At 78.7% G+C, this 22,844-nt stretch carries 24 protein-coding genes; 12 read left to right on the top strand and 12 right to left on the bottom strand.

The features are described from left to right. Nucleotides 1-304: 304 nt before the first annotated feature. The 3 genes from ACRYMN_RS15565 to ACRYMN_RS15555 all read right to left on the bottom strand — a co-directional run bounded on the left by ACRYMN_RS15565 (nt 305) and on the right by ACRYMN_RS15555 (nt 4,390). Complete coding sequence (locus ACRYMN_RS15565) at nt 305-1,321, bottom strand: endonuclease/exonuclease/phosphatase family protein (protein WP_432496918.1); 1,017 nt, start codon at nt 1,319-1,321, stop codon at nt 305-307. 139 nt (nt 1,322-1,460) lie between these two features. Beyond that, nucleotides 1,461-3,407, bottom strand: coding sequence for an acetate--CoA ligase (acs, locus tag ACRYMN_RS15560; protein WP_432496915.1), 1,947 nt, complete (start codon nt 3,405-3,407; stop codon nt 1,461-1,463). 56 nt (nt 3,408-3,463) lie between these two features. Continuing rightward, nucleotides 3,464-4,390, bottom strand: coding sequence for an EamA family transporter (locus ACRYMN_RS15555; RefSeq protein WP_432496913.1), 927 nt, complete (start codon nt 4,388-4,390; stop codon nt 3,464-3,466). 141 nt (nt 4,391-4,531) lie between these two features. Here ACRYMN_RS15555 and ACRYMN_RS15550 point away from each other — a divergent pair, with 141 nt between their 5' ends. The 3 genes from ACRYMN_RS15550 to ACRYMN_RS15540 all read left to right on the top strand — a co-directional run bounded on the left by ACRYMN_RS15550 (nt 4,532) and on the right by ACRYMN_RS15540 (nt 6,874). Further along, nucleotides 4,532-5,362, top strand: coding sequence for a DUF4394 domain-containing protein (locus ACRYMN_RS15550; RefSeq protein ID WP_432496910.1), 831 nt, complete (start codon nt 4,532-4,534; stop codon nt 5,360-5,362). Between the two features lie 175 nt (nt 5,363-5,537). Further along, on the top strand, nt 5,538-6,134 hold the full coding sequence (locus ACRYMN_RS15545) for a sigma-70 family RNA polymerase sigma factor (RefSeq protein ID WP_432496907.1): 597 nt from the start codon (nt 5,538-5,540) through the stop codon (nt 6,132-6,134). Further along, nucleotides 6,131-6,874, top strand: a complete 744-nt coding sequence (locus tag ACRYMN_RS15540; RefSeq protein ID WP_432496905.1) for an anti-sigma factor family protein — start codon at nt 6,131-6,133, stop codon at nt 6,872-6,874. Before ACRYMN_RS15545 ends, ACRYMN_RS15540 begins: the two co-directional genes overlap by 4 nt. 42 nt (nt 6,875-6,916) lie before the next feature. Here the strand turns inward: ACRYMN_RS15540 and ACRYMN_RS15535 are convergent, their stop codons facing one another. After that, on the bottom strand, nt 6,917-7,627 hold the full coding sequence (locus ACRYMN_RS15535) for a TerD family protein (protein WP_432496903.1): 711 nt from the start codon (nt 7,625-7,627) through the stop codon (nt 6,917-6,919). Nucleotides 7,628-7,772: 145 nt separating this feature from the next. Here ACRYMN_RS15535 and ACRYMN_RS15530 point away from each other — a divergent pair, with 145 nt between their 5' ends. Then, nucleotides 7,773-8,519 (top strand): potassium channel family protein, encoded by a 747-nt coding sequence (locus ACRYMN_RS15530; RefSeq protein WP_432496901.1) that lies wholly within the window; start codon nt 7,773-7,775, stop codon nt 8,517-8,519. A 112-nt stretch (nt 8,520-8,631) separates the two neighbouring features. After that, the gene (locus tag ACRYMN_RS15525) at nt 8,632-10,056 is read left to right on the top strand and encodes a diguanylate cyclase domain-containing protein (protein ID WP_432496899.1); all 1,425 of its coding nucleotides are present in this window, start codon (nt 8,632-8,634) and stop codon (nt 10,054-10,056) included. A gap of 62 nt (nt 10,057-10,118) precedes the next feature. On the opposite strand, the gene tsaD is transcribed toward ACRYMN_RS15525, so the two are convergent. From tsaD to ACRYMN_RS15505, 4 genes are all read right to left on the bottom strand, one after another. Next, nucleotides 10,119-11,177 carry a tRNA (adenosine(37)-N6)-threonylcarbamoyltransferase complex transferase subunit TsaD gene (gene tsaD / locus ACRYMN_RS15520; protein WP_432496897.1) on the bottom strand — a complete coding sequence of 353 codons (1,059 nt, stop codon included), beginning with the start codon at nt 11,175-11,177 and terminating at the stop codon, nt 10,119-10,121. After that, nucleotides 11,174-11,716 carry a peptide deformylase gene (def, locus tag ACRYMN_RS15515; RefSeq protein WP_432496921.1) on the bottom strand — a complete coding sequence of 181 codons (543 nt, stop codon included), beginning with the start codon at nt 11,714-11,716 and terminating at the stop codon, nt 11,174-11,176. The genes tsaD and def overlap by 4 nt, the downstream gene beginning before the upstream one ends. Nucleotides 11,717-11,803: 87 nt before the next feature. Beyond that, nucleotides 11,804-13,477 (bottom strand): PP2C family protein-serine/threonine phosphatase, encoded by a 1,674-nt coding sequence (locus ACRYMN_RS15510; RefSeq protein WP_432496894.1) that lies wholly within the window; start codon nt 13,475-13,477, stop codon nt 11,804-11,806. 121 nt (nt 13,478-13,598) lie between these two features. Beyond that, a complete protein-coding gene (locus ACRYMN_RS15505) occupies nt 13,599-14,363 on the bottom strand; it encodes a YceI family protein (protein WP_432496891.1) in 765 nt (254 codons plus the stop codon). Between the two features lie 137 nt (nt 14,364-14,500). Between ACRYMN_RS15505 and ACRYMN_RS15500 the strand changes: the two genes are divergently transcribed. Beyond that, nucleotides 14,501-15,484, top strand: a complete 984-nt coding sequence (locus tag ACRYMN_RS15500; RefSeq protein WP_432496888.1) for an aldo/keto reductase — start codon at nt 14,501-14,503, stop codon at nt 15,482-15,484. A 43-nt stretch (nt 15,485-15,527) separates the two neighbouring features. Here the strand turns inward: ACRYMN_RS15500 and ACRYMN_RS15495 are convergent, their stop codons facing one another. Both ACRYMN_RS15495 and ACRYMN_RS15490 read right to left on the bottom strand, forming a co-directional pair. Next, complete coding sequence (locus ACRYMN_RS15495; protein WP_432496886.1) at nt 15,528-15,851, bottom strand: hypothetical protein; 324 nt, start codon at nt 15,849-15,851, stop codon at nt 15,528-15,530. A gap of 109 nt (nt 15,852-15,960) precedes the next feature. Next, entirely contained in the window at nt 15,961-16,809 is an 849-nt protein-coding gene (locus tag ACRYMN_RS15490) for an alpha/beta hydrolase (RefSeq protein WP_432496883.1), read from the bottom strand. 103 nt (nt 16,810-16,912) lie between these two features. Here ACRYMN_RS15490 and ACRYMN_RS15485 point away from each other — a divergent pair, with 103 nt between their 5' ends. From ACRYMN_RS15485 to ACRYMN_RS15460, 6 genes are all read left to right on the top strand, one after another. Continuing rightward, entirely contained in the window at nt 16,913-17,470 is a 558-nt protein-coding gene (locus ACRYMN_RS15485) for a MauE/DoxX family redox-associated membrane protein (protein ID WP_432496880.1), read from the top strand. Then, nucleotides 17,467-18,321: a hypothetical protein gene (locus ACRYMN_RS15480; protein ID WP_432496878.1), complete on the top strand. Its 855-nt coding sequence runs from the start codon at nt 17,467-17,469 to the stop codon at nt 18,319-18,321. The genes ACRYMN_RS15485 and ACRYMN_RS15480 overlap by 4 nt, the downstream gene beginning before the upstream one ends. A gap of 101 nt (nt 18,322-18,422) precedes the next feature. Continuing rightward, nucleotides 18,423-19,031: an urease accessory protein UreH domain-containing protein gene (locus ACRYMN_RS15475; RefSeq protein ID WP_432496876.1), complete on the top strand. Its 609-nt coding sequence runs from the start codon at nt 18,423-18,425 to the stop codon at nt 19,029-19,031. Nucleotides 19,032-19,079: 48 nt separating this feature from the next. Further along, complete coding sequence (locus tag ACRYMN_RS15470) at nt 19,080-19,547, top strand: hypothetical protein (RefSeq protein ID WP_432496873.1); 468 nt, start codon at nt 19,080-19,082, stop codon at nt 19,545-19,547. Next, nucleotides 19,544-21,052: an LGFP repeat-containing protein gene (locus tag ACRYMN_RS15465; RefSeq protein ID WP_432496870.1), complete on the top strand. Its 1,509-nt coding sequence runs from the start codon at nt 19,544-19,546 to the stop codon at nt 21,050-21,052. Before ACRYMN_RS15470 ends, ACRYMN_RS15465 begins: the two co-directional genes overlap by 4 nt. Before the next feature lie 72 nt (nt 21,053-21,124). After that, complete coding sequence (locus ACRYMN_RS15460; protein WP_432496868.1) at nt 21,125-21,439, top strand: hypothetical protein; 315 nt, start codon at nt 21,125-21,127, stop codon at nt 21,437-21,439. Between the two features lie 80 nt (nt 21,440-21,519). Here the strand turns inward: ACRYMN_RS15460 and ACRYMN_RS15455 are convergent, their stop codons facing one another. Further along, nucleotides 21,520-21,750 (bottom strand): hypothetical protein, encoded by a 231-nt coding sequence (locus ACRYMN_RS15455; RefSeq protein ID WP_432496866.1) that lies wholly within the window; start codon nt 21,748-21,750, stop codon nt 21,520-21,522. 144 nt (nt 21,751-21,894) lie between these two features. Then, on the bottom strand, nt 21,895-22,812 hold the full coding sequence (locus tag ACRYMN_RS15450) for an acetamidase/formamidase family protein (RefSeq protein WP_432496863.1): 918 nt from the start codon (nt 22,810-22,812) through the stop codon (nt 21,895-21,897). Nucleotides 22,813-22,844: the final 32 nt, after the last annotated feature.

Below are 22,844 nucleotides of genomic sequence, written 5' to 3'. Positions count from 1 at the left end.
GAGAAACTCAATAAACACCCGCCCCCCCCGCCCCCCCCCCCCCCCCGCCCCCCCCCCCCCCCCCCCCCCCCCCCCCCCCCCCCCCCCCCCCCCCCCCCCCCCCCCCCCCCCCGGGGCCGTCAGGCACGGGGGGACGAGCGACGACCGGTGCAGACCCTAGGGCCAGTGCCCCCCTTCCGGGGGGCTGTTCGCGGAGATCGTCGGCGAGCCGGTCGAACGTCCACCGACCGGAGCACCGCACCGGGCCGGCGGCGGCGCGCGCACCACCGAGCGTGACGGCCGCGGCGGCGCGCGCACGGGCGGGTCAGGCCGCCCGGGCGGGGCGCCAGCGCACCACGAGGGCGCGGTGGTCGCTGCCGGCCACGTCGCGCACGGCGCTGCCCACCGCGCGCCAGGCGGCGCCGTCGGCCAGGGCGTGGTCGATGGTGGCGCCCAGCGCGGCGGGCGCGCCCGAGGGCCAGGTGCCGCGCGCACCGGTGCCGGTGGCCGCGCCCGCGTCCACGCACGTCCCCGGCAGGCGCATCCCCGGGTGGTCCAGCGTGGCGTTGAGGTCCCCGGCCAGCAGGGCGCCGGGGGTGCGCGCGCACCACTGCGCCACCGCGGGCACCTCGCGCCGCCACGCGGCCATCCGGTGGGGCACGGGGGCGGCGGTGTGCGCGGCGGCCAGCGGTGGCCCCTCCCCGGAGACGGGCACGGCGGTGGTCACCGCGGTGGTCGAACCGGCGAAGTCGTCCGTGGCGCGGTACTCCCCCAGCGCCTCGTCCACGAGCAGGGCGGTGCCCTCCTCGCCGTCGCCGCCGTCGGGGCTGAAGAAGACCTGCAGGCGCCGGCCGGAGGAGGCCTGCACCCGCTCGGCGACCTCGCGCGCGTACTCGGCGGTGGACTCCGGCAGGGAGAGCACCTGCGCGCCGGTGCGCACGGCCAGGTCCGCGACGGCGGCGCGGTCGGCCCGCGCGTGCAGCACGTTCGCGGCCAGCACCGTCACGTCGCCCTCGCGCGCCGGCGGCAGCTCCCCGGCGGCCAGGCCGCGCTGGGCGGTGGCGGTCAGGGAGGCGGCGGCCACCACGGCCAGCACCGCCGCGGCGGGCAGGGCGCGACGGCGCCGCCGCCCGGTCAGCCCGACCAGCGCGGTCAGGCCCGCCGCACCGGCCAGGCCCAGGCCCAGCGGCACGCGGAAGGGCACCAGCCAGACGAGGGGGCGCTCGCCGGCCAGGCCGAACCAGCCCGGGGCGGCGACGACGGTGGCGCCGGCGGCCACCGACAGGGTCAGCACGGCGGTGACCGCGTCGGCGGCGCGGTGGCGGGGAGCGGCTCGCAGCACGCCCCCGAGGGTGCCGCACGCGCGCCCGCCCCGGGACGGGACCCGGGGCGGGTGCGGTGGAGGTGCTGTGCGTGCGCGCGGCGGCCACCCGCCGGCCACGCGTGGGCCACGCGTGGGCCACGCGTGGGCCACGCGCCGGCTACTCGCCGGCGGGGGTGGCCATGCCGGTGCGGATGGTGTCCATCACCGAGGAGTCGGTGAGGGTGGTGACGTCGCCGGTGGGGCGGTTCTCGGCGACGTCGCGCAGCAGGCGCCGCATGATCTTGCCGGAGCGGGTCTTCGGCAGCTCGGCCACCACCATGATCGACTTCGGCTTGGCGATGGGGCCGATCTCCTTGCCGACGTGGTCGCGCAGCTGCGCGACCGTGTCCGGGCCCTGCTCGTGCCCGCCGCGCAGGATGACGAACGCGACGACGGCCTGCCCGGTGGTCTCGTCGGTGGCGCCGACGACGGCGGCCTCGGCCACGGCCGGGTGCGAGACGAGCGCGGACTCGATCTCGGCGGTGGACAGGCGGTGCCCGGAGACGTTCATGACGTCGTCGACGCGCCCGAGCAGCCAGATGTCGCCGTCCTCGTCGCGCTTGGCGCCGTCGCCGGCGAAGTAGCGGCCCGGGAAGCGCGCCCAGTAGGTGTCCTTGAAGCGCTGCTCGTCGCCCCAGATGCCGCGCAGCATCGCCGGCCACGGCTCGGTGACCACGAGGTAGCCGGCCTGCCCGTGCCCGACGGGCTCGCCGGCGTCGTCGACGACCTCGACGGAGATCCCCGGCACGGGCACCTGCGCGCTGCCGGGCTTGAGGGTCGTCACGCCCGGCAGCGGGGCGATCATGTGCCCGCCGGTCTCGGTCTGCCACCAGGTGTCGGCGATCGGGGTGCGCCCGCCGCCGATGACGCGGCGGTACCAGTTCCACGCCTCGGGGTTGATGTTCTCCCCCACGCTGCCCAGCACGCGCAGGGAGGACAGGTCGTGGCGGGCGGGGTACTCCTCGCCCCACTTCATGCAGGTGCGGATCGCGGTGGGCGCGGTGTACAGGACCGTCACGCCGTGCTTCTCGACGAGGGACCACCAGCGGTCCTTGTCGGGGGTGTCGGGGGTGCCCTCGTAGACGACCTGCGTGGCGCCGTTGGCCAGCGGGCCGTAGACGACGTAGCTGTGGCCGGTGACCCAGCCGACGTCGGCGGTGCACCAGTACACGTCGCGCTCGGGGCGCACGTCGAAGACGTTGCGGAAGGTGTAGGCGGTCTGCACGAGGTAGCCGCCGGAGGTGTGCAGGATGCCCTTGGGCTTCCCGGTGGTGCCGGAGGTGTACAGGATGAACAGCGGCTGCTCGGCGTCGAAGGCCTGCGCCTCGTGCACGGGGCTCGCCGCCGCCAGCGCCTCGTGCCACCACACGTCGCGGCCGTCGGTGAAGTCCACGGCCTCGCCGTTGCGGCGCACGACGAGCACGTTCGTCACGCTCGGGGCGCCCTTGGCCAGCGCGGCGTCCACGGCGGGCTTGAGGGTGGTGGGCTTGCCGCGCCGGTAGCTGCCGTCGCAGGTGATGACGACCTTCGCCTCGGCGTCGACGATGCGCGAGTGCAGCGCGTCCGCGGAGAAGCCGCCGAAGACCACCGAGTGCGGCGCGCCCAGGCGCGCGCACGCCAGCATCGCCACGACCGACTCCACGAGCATCGGCAGGTAGATCGCCACGCGGTCGCCGGGGCCGACGCCCAGGGCGGCCAGCGCGTTCGCGGCGCGGGAGACCTGCTCCTGCAGCTGCGCGTACGTGACGGAGGTGGAGTCGCCCGGCTCGCCCTCGAAGTGGATCGCCACGCGCTCGCCCAGGCCGGCCTCGACGTGGCGGTCCACGCAGTTCACCGCGACGTTGAGCCGCCCGCCGACGAACCACTTCGCGGACGGGGCGGCCGACCAGTCGAGCACCTGCTCGAAGTCGGTGTCCCAGGTGACGTGCGCGCGGGCCTGCTCGGCCCAGAAGCCGAGGCGGTCGGCGGCGGCGCGCTCGTAGAGGTCGGCCCCGGCGACGGCCCCGGCGGCGAACTCCGGGTCGGGGGCGACCGTCTGCACGGCGGGACCCTCGGTGGTGGTCATCGTCGTCCTCCTCGACAAACGTGCGGTGCGGCCGCCGGTCGCGGCTGCTGTGGAGGTTAGCCGTCCCGCCCGCGCGCGTGGGCGAGCGGTTCGGGATCGGCGGGGACGTGCCCGCGCTCGCCGGTGGCGGTGGCCCCGGCGCTGGCGACGACCACCACCGCGATCGCCAGCACGGACGTCGCCGGCAGGGCCTGCGAGAGCAGCAGCCAGCCCACGAGCGCGGCGATCGCCGGCTCCAGGCTCAGCAGCACCCCGAACGTGCGCTCGGGCAGGCGGCGCAGCGCCACCAGCTCCAGCGAGTACGGCAGCACCGAGGACATCAGCGCCGCGACCAGCCCCAGCGCCAGCACGTGCCCGTGCAGCAGGTCCGCGCCGGCGCCGGCCGCGCCCAGCGGCAGCACCAGCGCCCCGGCGACCACGCTGGCCACGGCCAGGCCGCCCTGGCCGGGCACGGCGGCGCCCACCCGCGCGCTCAGCAGCACGTACCCGGCCCAGAACGCCCCGGCCAGCAGCGCCAGCAGCACGCCGACGGGCTCCAGCCGGCTGCCCTCCCCGTCCCCGCCCAGGCCCAGCAGCAGCACGCCGGCCAGCGCCAGCGCCACCCAGACGAGGTCGCGGCGCCGGCGGGTGAGCACCGCCGAGAGCGTCAGCGGCCCGAGGAACTCGCACGTGACGGCCACCCCGAGGGGCACGTGCGTCAGGGCCGCGTAGAAGGAGGTGTTCATCGCGGCCAGCACGGCGCCGAAGGCGGCCGACAGGCCCAGCTGGCGCCGGGTCCAGCGCCAGGCGCGCGGGCGCACCAGCAGCGCCATGACCGCGGCGGCCAGCAGCAGGCGCAGCGCAGCCGCGCCGACGGCGCCCACCGCCTCGAACATCGCGCTGGCGGCGGTCGCGCCGACCTGCACGCTGGCGGCCGCGCCGAGGACCATCGCCACCGCCGGGCCGGAGGAGGTGCTGCGCGAGGTCCGGGCCGCGGTGGTCACGGGCGTCCACGCTATCGCCCGCCGTCCCCCCGCCCGTCGCGCCGCAGGAAGGCCGGCCGGGCGGTGAACGCGGGCGGCGCGGGCCGCGTAAGCACGGGCGAGCCCGGCGCGGAGGCCGGGCACGACCCCAGGAGGAACACCGTGCGCACCCGAACCGCCGTCGCCGCCGCCGTCGCCGCCGCCGTCCTCGTCCCCACCGCCGCCGCCTCGGCCGACGACCGCCGCGGCGGCGCCGAGCGCGGCCGCGACCTGCGCGCCGTCGGCCTCGTCGACGGCACCCAGCTCGTCACCTTCTCCGTCGACCGCCCCGGCGACGTGCGCCGCAGCGCCCCGCTGACGGGCCTGCAGGAGGACACCGAGCTCGTCGGCATCGACGCGCGCGTGCAGGACGGGCAGGTGTACGGCGTGGGCGACCGCGGCGGCGTGTACGTCCTCGACGCGCGCCGCGGCACCGCGCAGCTGGCCCTGCGCCTGAGCGTGCCGCTGGAGGGCACCGCCTTCGGCGTGGACTTCAACCCGGCCGCCAACGCCCTGCGCGTGGTCAGCGACACCGGGCAGAACCTGCGCCAGCCGTTCGCCACCCCGGGGGCGGCCACCGTCGCCGACACCCCGCTGAGCTCGCCGCCGGCGGCGGGCACCACCACCGGCGTCGTCGGCGCCGCCTACACCAACAACGACCTCGACGCGGCCACCGCGACGACGCTGTTCGTGCTGAACGCCGCCACCGACCAGGTCGCGGTGCAGGCGCCGGCCAACGCGGGCACGCTGTCCGCCACCGGCGCCCTCGGCGTGGACGTGACCGGCGACGCCGGCTTCGACATCGCCGGCACCACCGGCTACGCGGTGGTGCCGGGCACCGGTGGGGCCGCCGGCCGCTCCACCGTGCACCGGGTCGACGTCCTCACCGGGAAGGCCACGGCCACCGGCCGCGTCGGTGCCCCCGTCACGGACCTGGCGCTGCAGCTGCGCTGACCCCGGCGCTCCGCAGGAGGGGCGCAGCAGGGGTGGAGCAGGGTGGTCCGGCGGCGCGGAGGGGCGCTGCCGGGCCACCCGCGGGGCGGGGCAGGCGGAGCACGGCACAGCACAGCACGGCACGGCACGGCACGGCACGGCGCGGCGCGGGCCGCGGGACGGACGGGGAGGCGCGGTGGCACTGCGGCACGGACGGCGCGAGCGCACCGCGGCGCGCCCCGACGCCGGCGCCGGCGCGGAGGGGCTGCGCGCGGAGGCGGACGTCGCGCGCGCCTACGCCGCCCACGGCGCCGAGCTGCACCGCTTCGCGCTGCGCAGCCTGGGCGACGCCGCCGCCGCGCAGGACGTCGTGCAGGAGACCTTCCTGCGCGCCTGGCGCGCGGCGGACCGCTACGACCCGGCGCTGGCGAGCCTGCGGGTGTGGCTGTTCGCCATCGCGCGCAACGCCGTGCTGGACCACGTGCGCGCCGCCGGGGCCCGGCCCTGGCAGGGTGCGCTCGTGGCGGACGTGGCCGACGCGGCCGGTGACGGCGCCGGGCAGCCGGTGGAGGACCCCGGTGAACGGCTGCTGCGCGGCTGGGTGGTGGAGGAGGCGCTGCGGCGCCTGTCCGCCGAGCACCGCACCGCGATCGTCGAGACGTACCTGAAGGACCGCCCGCCGGGCGAGGTGGCCGCGGAGCTGGGCGTGCCGGTGGGCACCGTGCGCAGCCGGGTGTTCTACGGCCTGAAGGCGCTGCGGGTGGCGATGGACGAGATGGGGGTGCAGCCGTGAGCGACGCCGGGGCGCACCGCGAACTGCGCGAGATGCTCGGCCTGCACGCGCTGGGGCTGCTGCCGCCGCAGGACCGGGTGCGCCTGGAGGCGCACCTGGACGGCTGCGCCGCCTGCCGCGCGGAGCTGGCGGAGCTGGCCCCGCTGGCCGGCGACCTGCGGCTGGTGGACCCCGCGCGCCTGCCCGGGCCGCCGGCGCCGCCGCGCGAGCTGGGCGAGCGGGTGCTCGACGCCGTGCGCGGGGAGTCGGTGCTGCGCGAGGCGCGCGAGCGCCGCGAGGCCAGGCGCTCGCGCCGGCGCGCGGTGCTGGTGCCGCTGGCCTCCGCCGCCGCGGCGGCGGTCCTGGCCGGCGGCGCCACCTACGCGCTCGCGCGCCCGGACGCCCCGCCCGTCGCGGCACCGGCCCCGGCCCCGGCCCCGCCGGGGGTGGTGATCGAGCGGCTGCCGCTGACCGTGGTGGCCGGGCAGCTGACGCCCGCCGGCCCCGCGGTCGTCGTGCCGCACACCTGGGGCGTGGAGGTCACCTTCGAGGCGGCCGGCTTCGAGCAGGGGCGCACCTACCGGGCGCTGGTGCGCACCGTGGACGGCACCCGCAGCCCCGCCGGGGAGTTCCTCGGCGTCGGCGCGCGCGAGCTGACGTGCGACATGCAGGCGGCGGTGCTGCGCGCGGACGCGGCGGCCTTCGAGGTGGTCGACGACGCCGGGCGCACCGTGCTGGAGCTGCCCCTGCCGCGGGCCTGAGGGCCCGCGGCAGGGGCGGCGCGGGCGCTCAGCGGCGGCGGGTCACTTGCGCCCGGTCTGCCAGCGCATGCCCCAGCCGTACGCCTCGTCCAGCGCCTGCTGCCCGCCCTGCACGTAGCGCACCTCGCGCTGCACGGAGACCTCGCGCCCGTCGGAGACGATCTGGGCGATCGCGCACATGGGCGAGCGGTCGTCGTGCTCGTCCAGGCGCACCTCGACCTCGGGGCCGCCGACGGGCTTGAGGGTCACGACGCCGTCGGCGGCGGCCCAGTTGGGCACGCCCTCGTAGATGAAGGCGAAGACCAGCACGCGCTTGATGCGGGCGGGGTCGCGCAGGTCGACGTGCAGGTTCTCCCCGCCGCCGCCGGTGCGGTCGTCGCCGTCCAGCCACACCAGCGGCTCGCCCGGGCCGCGGTCGCGGAAGGCGTTGCCCAGGGCCTGCACGACGCCCTTGGAGCCGTCGGCGAACTCGTACAGCGCCCCGAGGTCGAGGTCGATGCCGCCGCCGGAGCCGGTGGCCGCTTGGCGCAGCTTGGACAGGAACCCGCCGGAGGGGGCGGCCTGCGCCGGGCGCGCGTTCCACGCCAGGCGCACGTCGACGACCCCGCCGCCGCCGGCGCCCTTGGTCAGGGACACCTTCGGGGCGGCCTTGGTCAGCGTCACCTTGCTCAGCGAGAGCCCGCCGGAGGGCTGCCGGGGCTGCTCGGGCTGCTGCTCGGGCTCGCCGCGCTTCTTGGAGTAGTCGATGGCCACCGGTCGTCTCGCTCCCGTCGGGTGGGGGTCGTGCGTTCGGGCCGTGAACGAACGGGGTGCGGACGTGGTGCCCGGGTGGTGCCCGCGCCGTGCCCGCCGGGCCCCGCGGTGGACAGCCGCCCCCGCGCGCCGGTAGTGAGCCGGGGTGAGCACGCCCCTGCCGACCCGCCGCGAGGACCGCTACGCCGCCTACGCCGACCGCAGCGACCGGCTGTCGGTGCTGGTGGCCGCCGCCTGGCTGGCGGCCTACGCGCTGCCGGTCCTGCACCCGGAGCTGTCCGCGCAGCTGCGCGCGGCGTGCCGGGCGACCACGGCGCTGACGTGGGTGGCCTTCGCCGCCGACTACGCGGCGCGCCTGGTGCTCAGCCCGCGCACGGGCACCTTCCTGCGCACCCACCCGCTGGACCTGCTGCTGCTGGTGCTGCCGATGCTGCAGCCGCTGCGGCTGCTGCGCCTGGTGCAGGTGCTGCAGGTGCTGCACCGCCGGGCCGGCACGCGGCTGCGCGGGCGGGTGGGCGCGTACGTGGCGGCCTCGACCGTCCTGGTGGGCTTCTGCGCCGCCTGCGCGGTGCTGGAGGCCGAGCGGGCCGCGCCGGGCGCGAGCATCACCACCTTCGCCGACGCGCTGTGGTGGGTGGCCACGACGATCACCACCGTCGGCTACGGCGACTACTCCCCCGTCACCACCACCGGGCGGGTCGTGGCGGTGGGGCTGATGCTGTGCGGCATCGCGCTGGCCGGGGTGGTCACCGGCTCCCTGGCGACGTGGTTCCTCGACGAGGTGCGCGAGAGCTCCGGCGAGCAGGCCGAGGCCACCCGCGCGGACGTCGCCGAGCTGGCCGAGCAGGTGCGCCGGCTGCGCGAGGAGCTGGCCGCGCGCGACGGCGCCTGAGGGGGCCGGCGGGGCGCGGGCGGGTGCCGCGGGTCAAGGTCGCGGCGCCGCCTCCCGATGGGTGCAGGGGGGCGACGGCGCGGGCCGGGCCGCCGGGGACGGGGGGTGGGACGTGCAGGGCGCTGCCGCGCACCCCCGCACCGCCGGGTCCGTCACCCCCTTCGCCCCCGACGTGCACCCCCTGGTGGCGCTGGCCGTGGTGTCGGCGGTGGCCGCGCCCGTCGCGCTGCTGCTGTCGCGGCTGGGCGCGCTGGTCCTGCCCGGGTGGGTGTTCGTCGGCGCGTGCGCGCTGCTGGGCGCCTCGGCGCAGAGCCGCGGCCAGCGGCTGCTGTCGGGACCGGACCCGCACGGGCGCCTGGGCCTGCGGGTGGCGTCGGCGATGTCGCTGTTCGCCGTGATCACCGCCTGCAGCGGCACCACGTTCCTGCTGCCGCTGGCCGCCCTGCTCGTCGGGGCGCCGCACGTCGACGAGGTGGGGGGGCGCGCGTGGCGGCCCGTGGCGGCCTCCGGCGCGGTGCTGGTCGTGGCCCAGCACGCGCTGGTGCTCACCGGGGTGCTGCCCAGCTCCGTGCCCCCGGCGACGTCCACCGGCATCGCCGTGCTGACCTCCGCCGCCTCCCTGCTGTGGCTGATGGCGCTGGCCCGCGTGGAGGACCGGCGGCGGGCGCTGCTGGCCGAGCTGCGCTCGGCGGAGGCGTGGTTCCGCGCCCTCGTGCAGGACTCCCGGGAGGTCTTCGCCACGATCCGCCGGGACGGGACGATCTCCTACGTCAGCCCGTCGGGGCCGCAGGAGTGGGGCGTGCCCGCCGAGGACCTGCTGGGCCGGCCCTTCGCGCAGCTGGTGCACCCCGAGGACCGGGCGGAGGCCCTGGACCGCTTCGAGCGGTGCCTGGCCGGCGGCGAGGGCGGCGTGCGGGTCGAGCTGCGGCTGCGCGCGCGCGACGGCGAGGAGCGCTGGTTCTCCGCGGCCCTGCGCGACCAGACCGGCAACGACGCCATCGGCGCGGTGGTCGTCCACCTGCACGACGTCACCGAGCGCCACCACCGGCAGGCGCTGCTGCAGCACGAGGCCGAGCACGACGCGCTGACGGGCCTGCTCAACCGCGCAGCGTTCACCGCCCGGCTCGAGGCGGCGCTGCGGGACGCCCCCGGCCCGGAGGTCGGCGTGGTCTTCTGCGACCTGGACGGCTTCAAGGCGGTCAACGACGGCCTCGGGCACGCCGCCGGCGACGAGCTGCTCATCGCCGTCGCGCAGCGGCTGCAGGCGTGCGCCGGCGAGGGCGGGGTGGTCGCCCGCCAGGGCGGCGACGAGTTCACGGTGCTGGTGCCGCGCGGGGCCGGGCCGCAGGTCCTCGACGACCTCGCGCGGCGCGTGCGGGCGGCCCTGGTGCCGGAGGTCCCCCTGGCGGGCGGGCACCGCGCGCGCGTCGGCGTGAGCACGGGCACCGCGCTGGGCGGGCCGGGCACCAGCACCGACGAGGTGCTGGCGGCGGCCGACGCGCGCATGTACGACGCCAAGCGCGCCTCGCGCGTCTGAGGCGGGCCGAGGCGGGTCGAGGCGGGTCGGTCCGGGCGGGTCCGGGCGGGTCCGGGCGGGGCTCAGCCCCAGGGGCCGGCCAGCAGCGCCCCGGTCAGCGGCGCGGAGGGGTCCGCGGCCAGCGACAGCGGCGAGGCGGGCGCCCCGGCGCGCACGAGCAAGTCCCCCACCGCGGCGATCATGGCGCCGTTGTCGGTGCACAGCCGCACCGGCGGCACCCGCAGCTGCAGGCCCGCCGCGGCGCAGCGCTCCTCGGCCAGCGCGCGCACCCGCGTGTTGGCCGCCACGCCGCCCACGAGCAGCAGCGCGTCCACGCCGTGCTCGCGGCAGGCGGCCACCGCCTTGCGGGTCAGCACGTCGGCCACGGCCTCCTGGAACGAGGCGGCCACGTCCGCCACGGGCACCTCGCCGCCGGCGTCGGTGCGCGCCTCCACCCAGCGCGCCACGGCCGTCTTCAGCCCCGAGAAGGAGAAGCCGTACGGCGGGTCGGACGGGCGCGAGAGCGGGCGGGGGAAGGCGATGGCGCGCGGGTCGCCGCCGCGGGCGGCGCGGTCGATCGCCGGCCCGCCCGGGTAGCCCAGGCCCAGCACGCGCGCGACCTTGTCGAACGCCTCCCCGGCGGCGTCGTCGGTGGTGTCGCCCAGGTGCACGACCGGGTCGCGCGCCAGGTCGCCCACCAGCAGCAGGGAGGTGTGCCCGCCGGAGACGACGAGCGCGACGCAGCGCGCCGGCAGCGGGCCGTGCTCGAGGACGTCGACGGCGGCGTGCCCGGCGAGGTGGTGCACGCCGTACAGCGGCTTGCCGAGGGCGAAGGCCAGCGCCTTGGCGGAGGCGAGCCCGACCTGCACCGCGGTGGACAGCCCCGGCCCGGCGGTCACGGCCACCGCGTCGACGTCGGCGAGGTCCAGCGACGCGGCGTCGAGGGCCTGGCGCACCACCGGCACCATCGCCTCCAGGTGGGCGCGGGCGGCGACCTCGGGCACGACGCCGCCGAAGCGGGCGTGCGCGTCCATGCTGGAGGCCAGCGCGTCGCCGAGCAGGACCCCCTCGGAGACCAGGCCGGCGCCGGTCTCGTCGCAGCTGGTCTCGATGCCCAGCACGACCGGGGCGGTGCGGCTCACCGCTGCACCGCCGCGGGCAGGCCGGCGGCGGCGAGGACCGCCTCGCGCTCGCCCGCGGGCAGGCGGTCGACGTAGACGACGCCGTCGAGGTGGTCGCTCTCGTGCTGCAGGCAGCGCGCCAGCAGGCCGGTGCCGACGATGCGCACCGGCCGCCCGTGCACGTCCACGCCGGTGACCTCCGAGCGGTCCGGGCGGGCCAGCTCGGCGTACTGCCCCGGCACCGACAGGCACCCCTCGTCGTCGAGGTCCAGGCGCCGCCCGCGGCCGGTGGGCAGGTGCAGCACGGGGTTGACCACGTGCGCGACGACGTGCTCGCCGTCCTCGTCGGGGCAGTCCACGACGAACACGCGCGCGTCCACGCCGATCTGGTTGGCGGCCAGGCCCACGCCGTCGGCGGCGGCCATGGAGGCGAACATGTCGGCGACGAGCTGCACGAGGGCGTCGTCGAAGGCGGTGACCTCGGTGCAGCGCCGGTGCAGCACGGGCGTGCCGTAGGTGGTGACCGGGTGGGCGGTGCCGGTGCGGCCCTCGAAGACCACCGGCCCGCCGCGCTCGGGGGTGCCGGGGTCGTCCGCGTCCTGCTCGCTCACGAGCGCCGATCGTAGGCGCCGCGCGGGGCGCGGCGCTCAGCCGGGCGGGGCGAAGCGCACCGCGAGCACGGCCACGTCGTCGCCGCCGGCGGGCTCGGCCCGCGCCAGCAGCTCGTCGAGCGCGGCGCCGAGGTCCTCGGCGCCGGTGACGGCGGCGGCCGCGGCGCGCAGCCGCTCCACCCCGGCGTCCAGGTCGGAGTCGCGCCGCTCCACGAGGCCGTCGGTGTACAGCAGCAGGGTCGAGCCGTCGGGCAGCTCGGCGCGGTGGTCGCTGCGCGGGTGGCCGTCGCCCACGCCCAGCAGCACGTCGCCCTCCGTGCGCAGCACGTCCACGCGCCCGTCGGCGTGCACCAGGAGCGGCGGCGGGTGCCCCGCGCTGGCCCAGCGCAGCTCGCGCCGCACCGCACCACCCGCTCCGCCTGCCCCGCCCGCACCTCCCGCACCGCCCGTGGCGACCTCCACGCGCCCGACCACGCAGGTGGCCAGGATCGGCTCCCCGCCCAGGGCGCCGACGACGGCCTCGAGGCGCTCCAGCAGCTGCGAGGGCGACTCGTCGCGGTCCACGGCCAGCGCGCGCAGCGCCACGCGCAGCTGCCCCATCGCGGCGGCGGCCACGACGTCGTGGCCGGTGACGTCGCCGACGACGAGCAGCGTGGTGCCGCCGGGCAGCGCCAGCGCGTCGTACCAGTCGCCGCCCACGTGCGCGTCCACGCGCGCCGGCAGGTAGCGCGCGGCCAGGCGCAGGCCCGGCGGCTGCGGCAGGTCCGCGGTGAGCAGCGCGTGCTGCAGGGTGCGCGCCACCTCGGTGCGCTCGGCCAGCAGCAGGGCGCGCTGCAGCGCCTGGGTGGCGTAGGAGGCGGCCGCCTCGAACAGCGAGCGCTGGCCGGTGCCCAGGCGCTGCCCGGGCGGCCACACCGCCGTCACCAGGCCGATGCCGTGACCGCCGGCCACCAGCGGCACGGTGGCCAGGTACCCCACGTCGGCGGCGTCCCAGCGCGCGCGCAGCTCGGGGTAGCGCGCGCGCAGCTCCTCGCCGTCGGCGTAGCGCGGGCGCTGCTCGCGCAGGGCCGCGGTGCCCGGGCCGGGCCCGTCCAGCGGCAGGTCCTGCCACTGCTGGACCCCGCCGGGCACCAGCTCGTCCAGGAACGGGGTGCGCAGCACCGCGCGCTCGGTGTCCACGACGGACAGGGCCGCGTGGGCGGCGCCGAAGACGGTGCGGGCGGTGTCGACCACGACGCGGGCGACGTCCTGCACGCTGGTGGTGACCGTCAGCGCCTCGGAGATGCGCAGCAGGTGGGTGGCGCGCTCGACGGTGCGCCCGAGCGAGGCGTTCAGCCGGTCGCGCTCGGCCTGCAGGGCCTGCTCGCGGCTGACGTCGCGGAAGGAGCACAGCACGTGCTCGCCCAGCGGGCGCGCGTGCAGGCGCACGTCGACGCCGGCGCCGGGCAGCGGCCCGGTCCAGTCCACCGCGGCGCCCCCCGCCAGGGCCCGCTCGAGCTGCTCGTGGAAGGGGGAGCCGACGGCCGCCGGCAGCAGCTCGGGGAACGAGCGGCCCTCCAGCGCGGCGCGGTCCACGCCGAGCAGGGCGGCGCCGGCGTCGTTGACGAGCTCGACGCGCCAGCCGCGCGGGTCGAGCACGAGGACGCCGTCGGGCAGCCGCCCCAGGACGCGCAGCGGCAGACCGGCCCCGCCCCCCGCTGCAGGTTGCACGGGACGAACCTACGGCGGGCGTGCCCGGGCCGCAGCCGCTCGGGCGGACCGGGCGCGGCGCACCGGCACGGGCAGGGCGGGGCGCGCCGGCACGGCCGGGGGCGCGCCCGGCGGGGTGCGCTCAGGCGGGGGCGGCGGTGACGGCGAACTCGACGGTGCCGGTGTCCTCCACGGAGACGAAGCCCAGGTCGGGGGCCTGCACGCCCAGGTCGGCCCAGGTGACCGGCACGGCGCCGGTGACGTCCACCGCGCCGGGCGCGGTGCGCTCGACGGTCGCGGGCACCTGCACCGCCACCTGCCGCCCGTTCAGCGCCAGGGTGCCCGGCAGGGTCACCGCCAGCGTCGAGCCGACGTCCAGCCCGCCCAGCGGCACCGGCGCGGTCAGCGAGAACTCGGCGGTGGGGTCCGCCTCCACGCCCAGCAGCCGGCGGAACTGCCCGTCGCGGGCGCCGGAGTCGGTGCTCACGCTGGCCAGGTCGACGGTGACGGTGCCGGCGGTCAGCTGCCCGCCGCGCACCTCCAGCTGCCCGCCGACGCGCTCGGTGCGGCCGGTGACGGTGACGTCCTGGCCGTTGAGGACCTCGTCGACGCGGTAGCCGGCGGTGCCGCCGGTCACCGTCCAGGCGCCCTCCAGCGCCGGGTCCGTGGCCGCCGCGGTGGGCGCGGCGGGCGCGGCGGCACCGGCCGCGGCGGGCGCGCTCAGCGGCGCGGCGGCGTCGTCGGCGCGCACCCGCGCGTACAGGCGCGGGCCGACGAGCACGGCCAGCAGCGCCAGCACGGCCAGCGCCACCACGGCCGCGAGCAGCGCGCGCCGCGGCCGGCGGCGGGCGCGCCCGCGCGGGTCCGGCGCGGACGGTCGGTCGTCCCTCGTGCGGGTCGTGGTCACGGCGCTCCCCTGTCCGTCGGCGGTCGTGCCCCCTCAACGGCGGGGCGGCGGCGCGGGTTCACGGGGGCGCCCGCGCCCACCCGCCCGGCGGCGGGCCCGCGCTGCGACCGGTCCGCGGCGTGCGTAGGGTGCGGCGCGTGCAGACGAGGACGTTGGGCAGGACCGGCCGGCAGGTCGGCGTGGTGGGGCTGGGCTGCTGGCAGCTCGGCAGCGACTGGGGCTCGGTCGACGAGGACGACGCGCTGGGCACGCTGTCCGCCGCCGTCGACGCCGGGGTGACGTTCCTGGACACCGCCGACGTGTACGGCGACGGGCGCAGCGAGCAGCTGGTGGGCCGGTTCCTGCGCGAGAGCGGCGCGAGCGGCGTCACCGTGGCGACGAAGACGGGCCGGCGGGCGCAGCCGCACGAGCCGGCGGCGTACTCGCTGGAGAACTTCCGCGCCTGGAACGACCGCAGCCGCGAGAACCTGGGCGTGGACACCCTGGACCTGGTGCAGCTGCACTGCCCGCCGTCGCAGGTGTACGCCACCGACGCGGTCTTCGACGCGCTGGACACCCTCGTGCAGGAGGGGCGCACCGCCGCCTACGGGGTGTCGGTGGAGACGGTGGCCGAGGGCCTGGCCGCCGTGGCCCGCCCGCACGTGGCCAGCGTGCAGATCATCCTGAACCCGCTGCGCCTGAAGCCGGTCGCGGAGTTCCTGCCCGCCGCCGCCGAGGCCGGCGTCGGCGTGGTGGTGCGCGTGCCGCTGGCCTCCGGGCTGCTGTCGGGCAAGTACGACGAGAGCACCACGTTCGCCGCGGACGACCACCGCACCTACAACCGCGAGGGCGGGGCGTTCGACATCGGCGAGACGTTCGCGGGCGTGCCCTTCGAGGTGGGCGTGCAGGCCGCGCGCCGGCTCGCCGAGGTCGCCGGCGACGCTCCGCTGGCCGCGTTCACGCTGCGCTGGATCGTCGAGCAGCCCGGCGTCAGCGTCGTCATCCCCGGCGCGCGCAACGGCGACCAGGCCCGCCGCAACGCCTCCGCGGCGGACCTGCCCGCCCCCACCGACGAGCAGCAGCGCGCGGTGCGCGCGGTCTACGACGAGCTCGTCGCCGAGCACGTGCACGGCCGCTGGTGACCGGGCGCTGACCCGCTCCTGACGCCCGGACGGCGCCCCGCGCTCAGCGCGCGGGGCGCCGTCGCGCGTCGCGGGCCAGCAGCGCGGCCAGCACCACCCGCGCCGGGTGCACGCGCAGGTGCCCGCGCGACCAGGTCAGCAGCACCAGCGCCGCGCCCACCCGGGCGGCGGCGCCGAGCGCCGCGCCCAGCGGCACCGCGGCCGCCACGGGCACCGGCAGCAGCGCGGCGGGCACCTCGTGCACCGGGCCGGCGACGCCGCCGAGCGCCACGAGCGCCCACAGCGAGCTCAGCGCCACGGCGCTGAGCCCACCGCCGAGCCAGGCGCCGCGCAGCAGCGATCGGGTCAGCAGGAGGCGACGGCTCACCCCTGATGGGTAGCACCGCCGCGGCGCCGGGCGCACCCCCGCGCGCGCCGCCCCACCCGTGCGGCGCAGCGCGCCCGGCGGGCCCGGGCCGCGGGGGCGCCCGCGCCGCTCAGGCCGGGCCGGTGAGGTCGGGAGCGGTGCGCAGCCAGGTGTCCACGCGGCGCAGGCTGGCCGCGCAGGCGGGCTCCTCGGGGCGGTTCAGGTGCCCGTGGCGGGTGCCGGGCTCGACCACGCACGTCACCGGCACGCCCACGCCCACCAGGCGGGCGGCGAACTCCTCTGCCGAGCCGCGCAGCCCATCGGCCTCGCTGACGAGGACGAACGTGGGCGGGAAGCCCTCCAGCGGGGCGGTGCCGGGCGTGACCGCCGCGGGCGCGGAGTCCAGGCCCTCGCCGACGTAGCGGGTGTACATCTCGGCCACCGCCGGCGGCTCCCAGCGCTCCTCCCCCGGCGGCAGGGTCGCCGCCGCGTGCCGGGCGGCCGCGGAGGCCACCGGCGGCACCGCGTGCAGGGTCGGGTAGGCCAGCACCACCCCGGCGGGCAGGTCGCCGCCGACGTCGAGCAGGCGCAGCACGGCCCCGGCGGCGAGGTTGCCGCCGGCGCTGGCGCCGCCGAGGAAGGTGCGCGAGGCGGGCACGCCGGAGGCGGCGGCCAGCTCGCGGCCCCAGCTCCAGGCGGCCAGCACGTCGTCGGAGGGCACCGGCCAGCGGGTGCCCTCGCCGGCCAGGCGGTAGCCCACGGCGACGACGAGGTGGCCGGCGTCCTGCAGGCTGCGCGCCACCGCGTCGGACTCCGGCATGTCCAGGTCGCCGGCGGCGAACCCGCCGCCGTGCGCCCACACGAACGCCGAGACCGGCTCGCCGCGCGGGCGGTAGGTGCGCACCTCGACGGGCCCGTGCGGGCCGGGCGCGGTGCCCGCCGCGACGCTGCCGGGGGCGGTGGGGTCGCTGTCGTGCACGGGGTCCTCCTGCTGCGGTGCGGGTCCCCTCGGACCCGGTGGTGCGCGCCAGTGTGGCCGAAGCGCTTGACCGCGCACCCGCTCGTCACACAACGTGTCCGCTGTGACCGCGACGCTGCTGCCGCACCTGGCGGGTTGCGCGCTGCTGCTGGTGGCGGGGGTGGCGAAGCTGCGCCGCCCGGACGGCACCGCGCGGGCGCTGCGCGCCCAGCACCTGCCCGCCGGCACCGGCGCGGTGCGCCTGCTGGGCGCCGGCGAGGTGGCCCTGGCGCTGGCGGCGCTGGCCGGGGCCCCCGGCGCGGCGTGGGCGGTGGCCGCGGCGTACGCGGGCTTCACCGCCTTCGTCGTGGTGGCGCTGGTGCGCGACGCGCCGCTGAGCTCGTGCGGCTGCTTCGGGGAGCCGGACCTGCCGCCCACCCGCACCCACGTGGTCGTCACCGCGCTGCTGGCCGCCGCGAGCGCCGGCACGGCCGTCGCCGGCACCGCGGGCGGTGCGGCCACCGGCGCGGCGGGCCTGCTGGCCGCCGGCGCGCCGGCCGCCGCCGCGGCCGCGGGCCTGACCGCGCTCGTGGCGTGGCTGGCCCTGCTGTCCCTGACCGCGCTGCCGCGGCTGGCCGCCGCGCGCCGACCCCTGCGCACCGCCCCCGGGAGGGCCTCGTGACCACCGTCCTGCTCGCCGTCGTGATCGCCCTCGCGCTGGCCGTGGCGCTGCTGGGCCTGCTCGTGGTGGGCCTGCTGCGCAGCCACGCGGAGGTGCTGCGCTCCCTGCACGCGCTGGGCGCCGGGCGCGAGGACACCGCCCCGCGCAGCGCCGGGCCGGTGGACGTGCCGTTCGGGATGGGTCCGGGCGTGGTCGGTCCCGCGGGGGTCACGGGCACCCGGGCGCCGGACGTCAGCGGCAGCACGCCCGACGGCGACGCCGCGCAGGTGGCGGTGGGCACCGGGGCGAGCACGCTGCTGGCGTTCCTTTCCAGCGGCTGCCTGACCTGCCGCGGGTTCTGGGACCGCTTCCGCGAGGCCGGCGGGGCCGGGCTGCCGGCCGGCGCGCGCCTGCTGGTGCTCACGCAGGGCGCCGAGCGCGAGAGCGCCAGCGCGGTGCGCCGCCTGGCCGGGGACGGGCTGGACGTGGTGATGTCCACCTCGGCGTGGGAGGGCTACGAGGTGCCCGGCTCGCCGTACTTCGTGCTCGTCGACGGCGCCACCGGCCGGGTCTCCGGCGAGGGCAGCGCCACGTCGTGGGAGCAGGTGGAGCGCCTGGTCGGCGAGGCCACCGGGGACGGCGCCCTGGCCCGGCGCGGCCACGAGCACGGCCACGGGCACGACCACGGGCACGACCACGCGCACGGCCACGACCACGGCGCGCACGGCGAGGACGCCGGCGACGGCGCCCACCGCGAGGCGCGCGCCGACCGCGAGCTGCTGGCCGCCGGCATCGTCCCCGGCCACCCCAGCCTGGACCTGACCGCCGACGAGCTGAGCGCCCCGGGCGACGCGCCGCGGGCGCGGGGCTGAGCGGGCCGCGCGTGGACCCGGGCACCTGGGCGCTGCTGGTGGGCCTGCCCACCGCGACGGTGGCGGCGCTGCGCTCGACCTGGTCGCCTTGAGGCGAGTCGATGCTCTCGAGCATCACCCCGCTCGGCGAGCGGGGACGCGCGAGCCGCTGGCCGGTGACGGTGGCGGCCTACCTGACCGGCTCGGCCGCCGGCGGCCTGGCGCTGGGCGCCCTGCTGGGGCTGGCCGGGGCGCTGCTGCCGCTGGAGCGGCGGGCCGCGGCGCTGGCGGCCACGGCGCTGCTGGCGGTGTTCGCGGCGGTGTCGGTGGCGGTGGAGACGGGCCGGCTGCCGCAGCTGCCGACGTGGCGGCGGCAGGTGGACGAGGACTGGCTGCACCGCTACCGCGGCTGGGTCTACGGGGTCGGCTACGGCGCCCAGCTCGGCGTCGGGGTGGTCACCATCGTCACCTCCCCCGTGCTGTACGCGGCGCTGGCGCTGGCGGTGCTGGCCGGCGGCCCGCTCGCGGGCGCGGCGGTGGGGCTGACGTTCGGCGCGGTGCGGGCGCTGCCCGTGCTGGCGCTGCGCTCGGTGACCACGCCGCAGCGCCTGACCCGGGCGCACCGGCGCCTGGAGCGGCACGCGCGCACCGCGCGCGCGGCGGCGGCCCTGACCTCGGGGGCCCTCGCCCTGGCCGCCGCGGCGCAGGTCGCGGCCCTGGCGACCGCATGAGCAGGAGGACAGCGTGAGCAGCGGTTCGGCGTCGAGCGGGGGGTCGCGGTGGAGCTGAAGGCGCATGGCATCGGCGTGGACGCGCCGGCCGGGTGGGAGGTGCGCATCACGCGCCGCAGCGGGGAGGAGCACGCGCCCGGCGCGCGGGTGCGCCCGGTGCTGCACGCGGCGACGGTGCCGCTGCCGCGCGAGCGCGGCGACTTCGGCGGCGGGGTGACCGCGCTGCTGAGCTCGGAGGACCTGTTCGTCTCGCTGTTCGAGCACGACCCGGCGGCGTGCTCGACGGCGCTGTTCGCCGACCGGGGCCTGCCGCGGCCCTCGGCGGCGGACTTCGACCCCGCGCAGCTGCAGCGCACGATCGCGGGGCAGTCCGGGGCGCAGTGGTTCTTCCAGGTCGGCGGGCGGGCGTTCTGCCTGTACGTGGTGCTGGGCAGCCACGCGCGCCGGGTGGAGCTGCTGCCGCGGCTGCGGCAGGTGCTGGCGACGCTGGTGCTCGAGGCGGGGGTGGAGTCGTGACGGTGCTGGAGGGGACGGCCGCGCAGGCCGGGGGGACGGCGGGGGCCACGAGCGCGGCGGGCGCGCCGCCGGTGGGCGGCGGCACGGGCAGGCTGGGCGCGGTCGTGGACCGCCTGGCCGGGGCGCTGGCCGCGCGCACCAGCCGGCGCGGGTTCCTGGCGCGCACCGCGGTGGTGGGCTCGGCGGTGGCGGTGGGCCCGTGGGGGTTCCTGACCCGCCCCGTCAGCGCGTACGCGGCGGTGTGCGGGATCGACTCGACCTGCTCGTCGGGCTACACGGTCTTCTGCGCCACCATCAACGGCGGGGTGAACCGGTGCCCGCCGGGCAGCCTGGTGGGCGGGTGGTGGAAGTCCGACGGGTCGGGGTTCTGCTGCGGCGGGGCGCGCTACTACGTCGACTGCCACAGCTACTGCTCGTGCGGGTGCAGCGGGCGCAGCACGTTCTGCGCGGAGGGCTGCACGTCGTGCTCGTGCGGGTGCGGCCCGGCCGGTCAGTGCGACCAGCGCAAGGTGTGCTGCAACCGCTTCCGCTACGGGCAGTGCAGCCAGGACGTGCGCTGCACCGGGCCGGTGTGGTGCCGGGTGGTCACCTGCACCCCGCCGTGGCGCATCCCGGCGTGGGACTGCTCCACCACGAGCGCCACCGACCAGCGCACCGGCAGCCACGGGGCGCCCTCGCTGGAGGACTGCACGCCCATCGGCAGCCGCTACACCGCGCTGGGCGGGCAGGGCGGCGTGCTCGGCGAGCCGCGCACCCCCGAGCTGCCCACCGCGCGCGGCGACGGGCGCTACCAGCACTTCGAGGGCGGCTCGATCCACGCCTCCCCCGCCACCGGCGCCCACGAGGTGCACGGCGCGATCCGCGACGTGTTCGCCCGCACCGGCTGGGAGACCGGCCCGCTGGGCTACCCGCTGACCGACGAGCGGGTCACCCCCGACGGCGAGGGCCGCTTCAACCGCTTCGAGCGCGGCTCGGTGTACTGGTCGCCGGCCACCGGCGCGCACGAGGTGCGCGGGGCGGTCCGCGACGCGTGGGAGCGCCTGGGCTGGGAGACCGGCCCGCTGGGCTACCCGGTCACCGACGAGCTGGGCACCCCCGACGGGCGCGCGCGCTTCACCCACTTCCAGCGCGGCTCGGTGTACTGGTCGCCGGCCACCGGCGCCCACGCGGTGCTCGGCGCGATCCGCGGCACGTGGGAGCGCCTGGGCTGGGAGGCCGGGCCCCTGGGGCTGCCCGTCAGCGGGGAGCTGCCCACCCCCGACGGGCGCGGGCGCTTCAGCCGCTTCGAGCACGGCACCGTGTACTGGTCGGAGCCGACCGGGGCGCACCGGGTGGCCGGGCGCCTGCTGGAGGCGTGGGGCGCCTCCGGCTGGGAGGCCGGGCCGCTGGGCTACCCGGTGGGTCCCGAGCGCGAGGACGGCGCCGACCGGGTGCGCCAGGACTTCGAGCGCGGGCACCTGGTGCTGCGCCCGTCCACCGGGGAGGTGACCACCACGCTGCGCTGAGCGCCCGCGGCCCGGCCGTGGTCCGGGACCGCCCGGTTCGCCGGCGCGCCGGCAGGACCTACCCTCGACGTCGTGTTCGAGCGGTTGCGCCTCATGAGCGACTACCAGGCACCGACGCCCGTGTGGGCCCCGGCGGACGTGGGCGCCTTCGTGCTGTCGACCACCCACCTGGACGACCTCGGCCTGGACGAGACCCTGCGCACGGGCCTGCTGCGCTGGCAGGCCTACTTCGACGAGCACCACCCCGCCGACCTGTGCGGGTGGGACTCGCCGCACTCGTGCGAGCGCTACGCCCACGAGGGCGAGCGGCTGCGCGCGGAGCTGGAGCGGGCCCTGCCCGGCCTGCGGGTCGACCTGGACCTGTGGCCCGTCCCCCCCGAGGAGTGACCCCCGCGGGCGGGGGGCCGTGCACGGCGGGCGGGCGGGCGAGCGCGCGCCCGGAGCCGCTGCTCGGCTGAGGCGCCGGCTCAGCAGCCGCCGCCACCGTCCCCTCCGCCACCACCGCCGCCGCCGAAGCCGCCGCCGAACCCGCCGCCGTCGGAGGGGCCGCCGTCCGAGCTCCACCAGGCGGCGCCGTAGCCGGCGCCCCACGCGCCGGTGTCGTCGTGCCGCACGCGCCGGGCGGGCGCGCTGCCGGCCCAGCGGGCCACGAGCGCGACGACGAGGACCACCACGACGAGGAGCAGGAAGAGCGTCACCGCGACCACCTCCGTCCCGCCCCCCGGCCGCCCGCGGCGGCCCCGCGGGGGGCGCTGGTCGCAGCGTGGCAGGCGCCGGGGCGCGGGGGAAGGGCCGGCGCCCCGGGCGCGGGCCGGGCGGGGCCGGGCGGGGCCGGGCGCGGGTCAGCCGCGCGTCAGCGCGCCGTGCGGCAGCAGGGCGTGCACGCCCCAGGTGCCGTTGGCGACCTGGGTGACGCGCAGGTCCACGCAGGTGCTGGCCAGCGCCAGCGCGCGGGTGCGCCCGACGCCGAGGTCGGCGGCGATCCAGGTGGTCATCGCGTCGAGCGCGGCGGCGGTGGCGGCGTTGAGGTCGGCGTCGAAGCCGAACGCGATGCGCCCCTCGGGGGTGGTGGCGTGCACGCCGGGCAGGGCGGGCTCGGCCACGAGGTCCACGGTCAGCTCCGTGGTCATCCCGCACTCCACGGCGGTGCCGCACACCTCGCCGTCGCCCTGGGCGGCGTGCCCGTCGCCCAGGCACAGCAGGGCGCCGTCGACCTGCACGGGCAGGAACAGCGTGCTGCCCGCCACCAGGGAGCGGCAGTCCACGTTGCCGCCGGTGCCCGGGCGCGGCGGGATCGTGGAGTGCTCCCCCGGCTCGGCGGGCGTGGTGCCCACCACCCCGAGGAACGGCGCGGTGCGCACCCGGAAGCCGTCGGCGTCCACGGCGGTGCCGCTCTCGTCGTCGACCTCCCACAGCAGGCGGGTGGGCTCGGTGGTGCCCAGGCGCTCGTTGAGGGGGGTGGGCGTCCCGGCGGCCGTCCAGCCCCAGCCGTCGGTGCGCAGGGAGCGCAACGTCACCGCCAGCACGTCGCCGGGGCGCGCGCCCTCGACCGCGATCGGCCCGGCCAGGCAGTGCCCGCGCCGCGAGGCGAACGCGCGCGGCGGGTCCTCCCCGCCGGTGATGCGCCCGAGGTGGCCGTTGCAGTCCAGGGTGCGCACGACGAGGTCGTCGCCGGGCCGCACGGTCAGCACCGGCGCGCGCGAGGGGTCGAACACGTCGGTGAGGAGGTCCGGGTGCGGGTCCAGGCGGTGCGTGCTCACCGCGCCATCCAACACCCCGCCCCGCGCACCGG

It is taken from the genome of Kineococcus gypseus (assembly GCF_050871305.1).
In the GTDB taxonomy this organism is placed as follows: Bacteria; Actinomycetota; Actinomycetes; order Actinomycetales; family Kineococcaceae; genus Kineococcus; species Kineococcus gypseus.
The sequence above is the reverse complement of the archived record's forward strand: the minus strand, read 5'-3'. Positions and strand labels throughout refer to the sequence as shown.

Bases quoted from the DNA above. Each gene is read 5' to 3' on its own strand.
- acs (WP_432496915.1), bottom strand. From the start codon at position 3,407: ATGACCACCACCGAGGGTCCCGCCGTGCAGACGGTCGCCCCCGACCCG.
- ACRYMN_RS15475 (WP_432496876.1), top strand. From the start codon at position 18,423: ATGCTCTCGAGCATCACCCCGCTCGGCGAGCGGGGACGCGCGAGCCGC.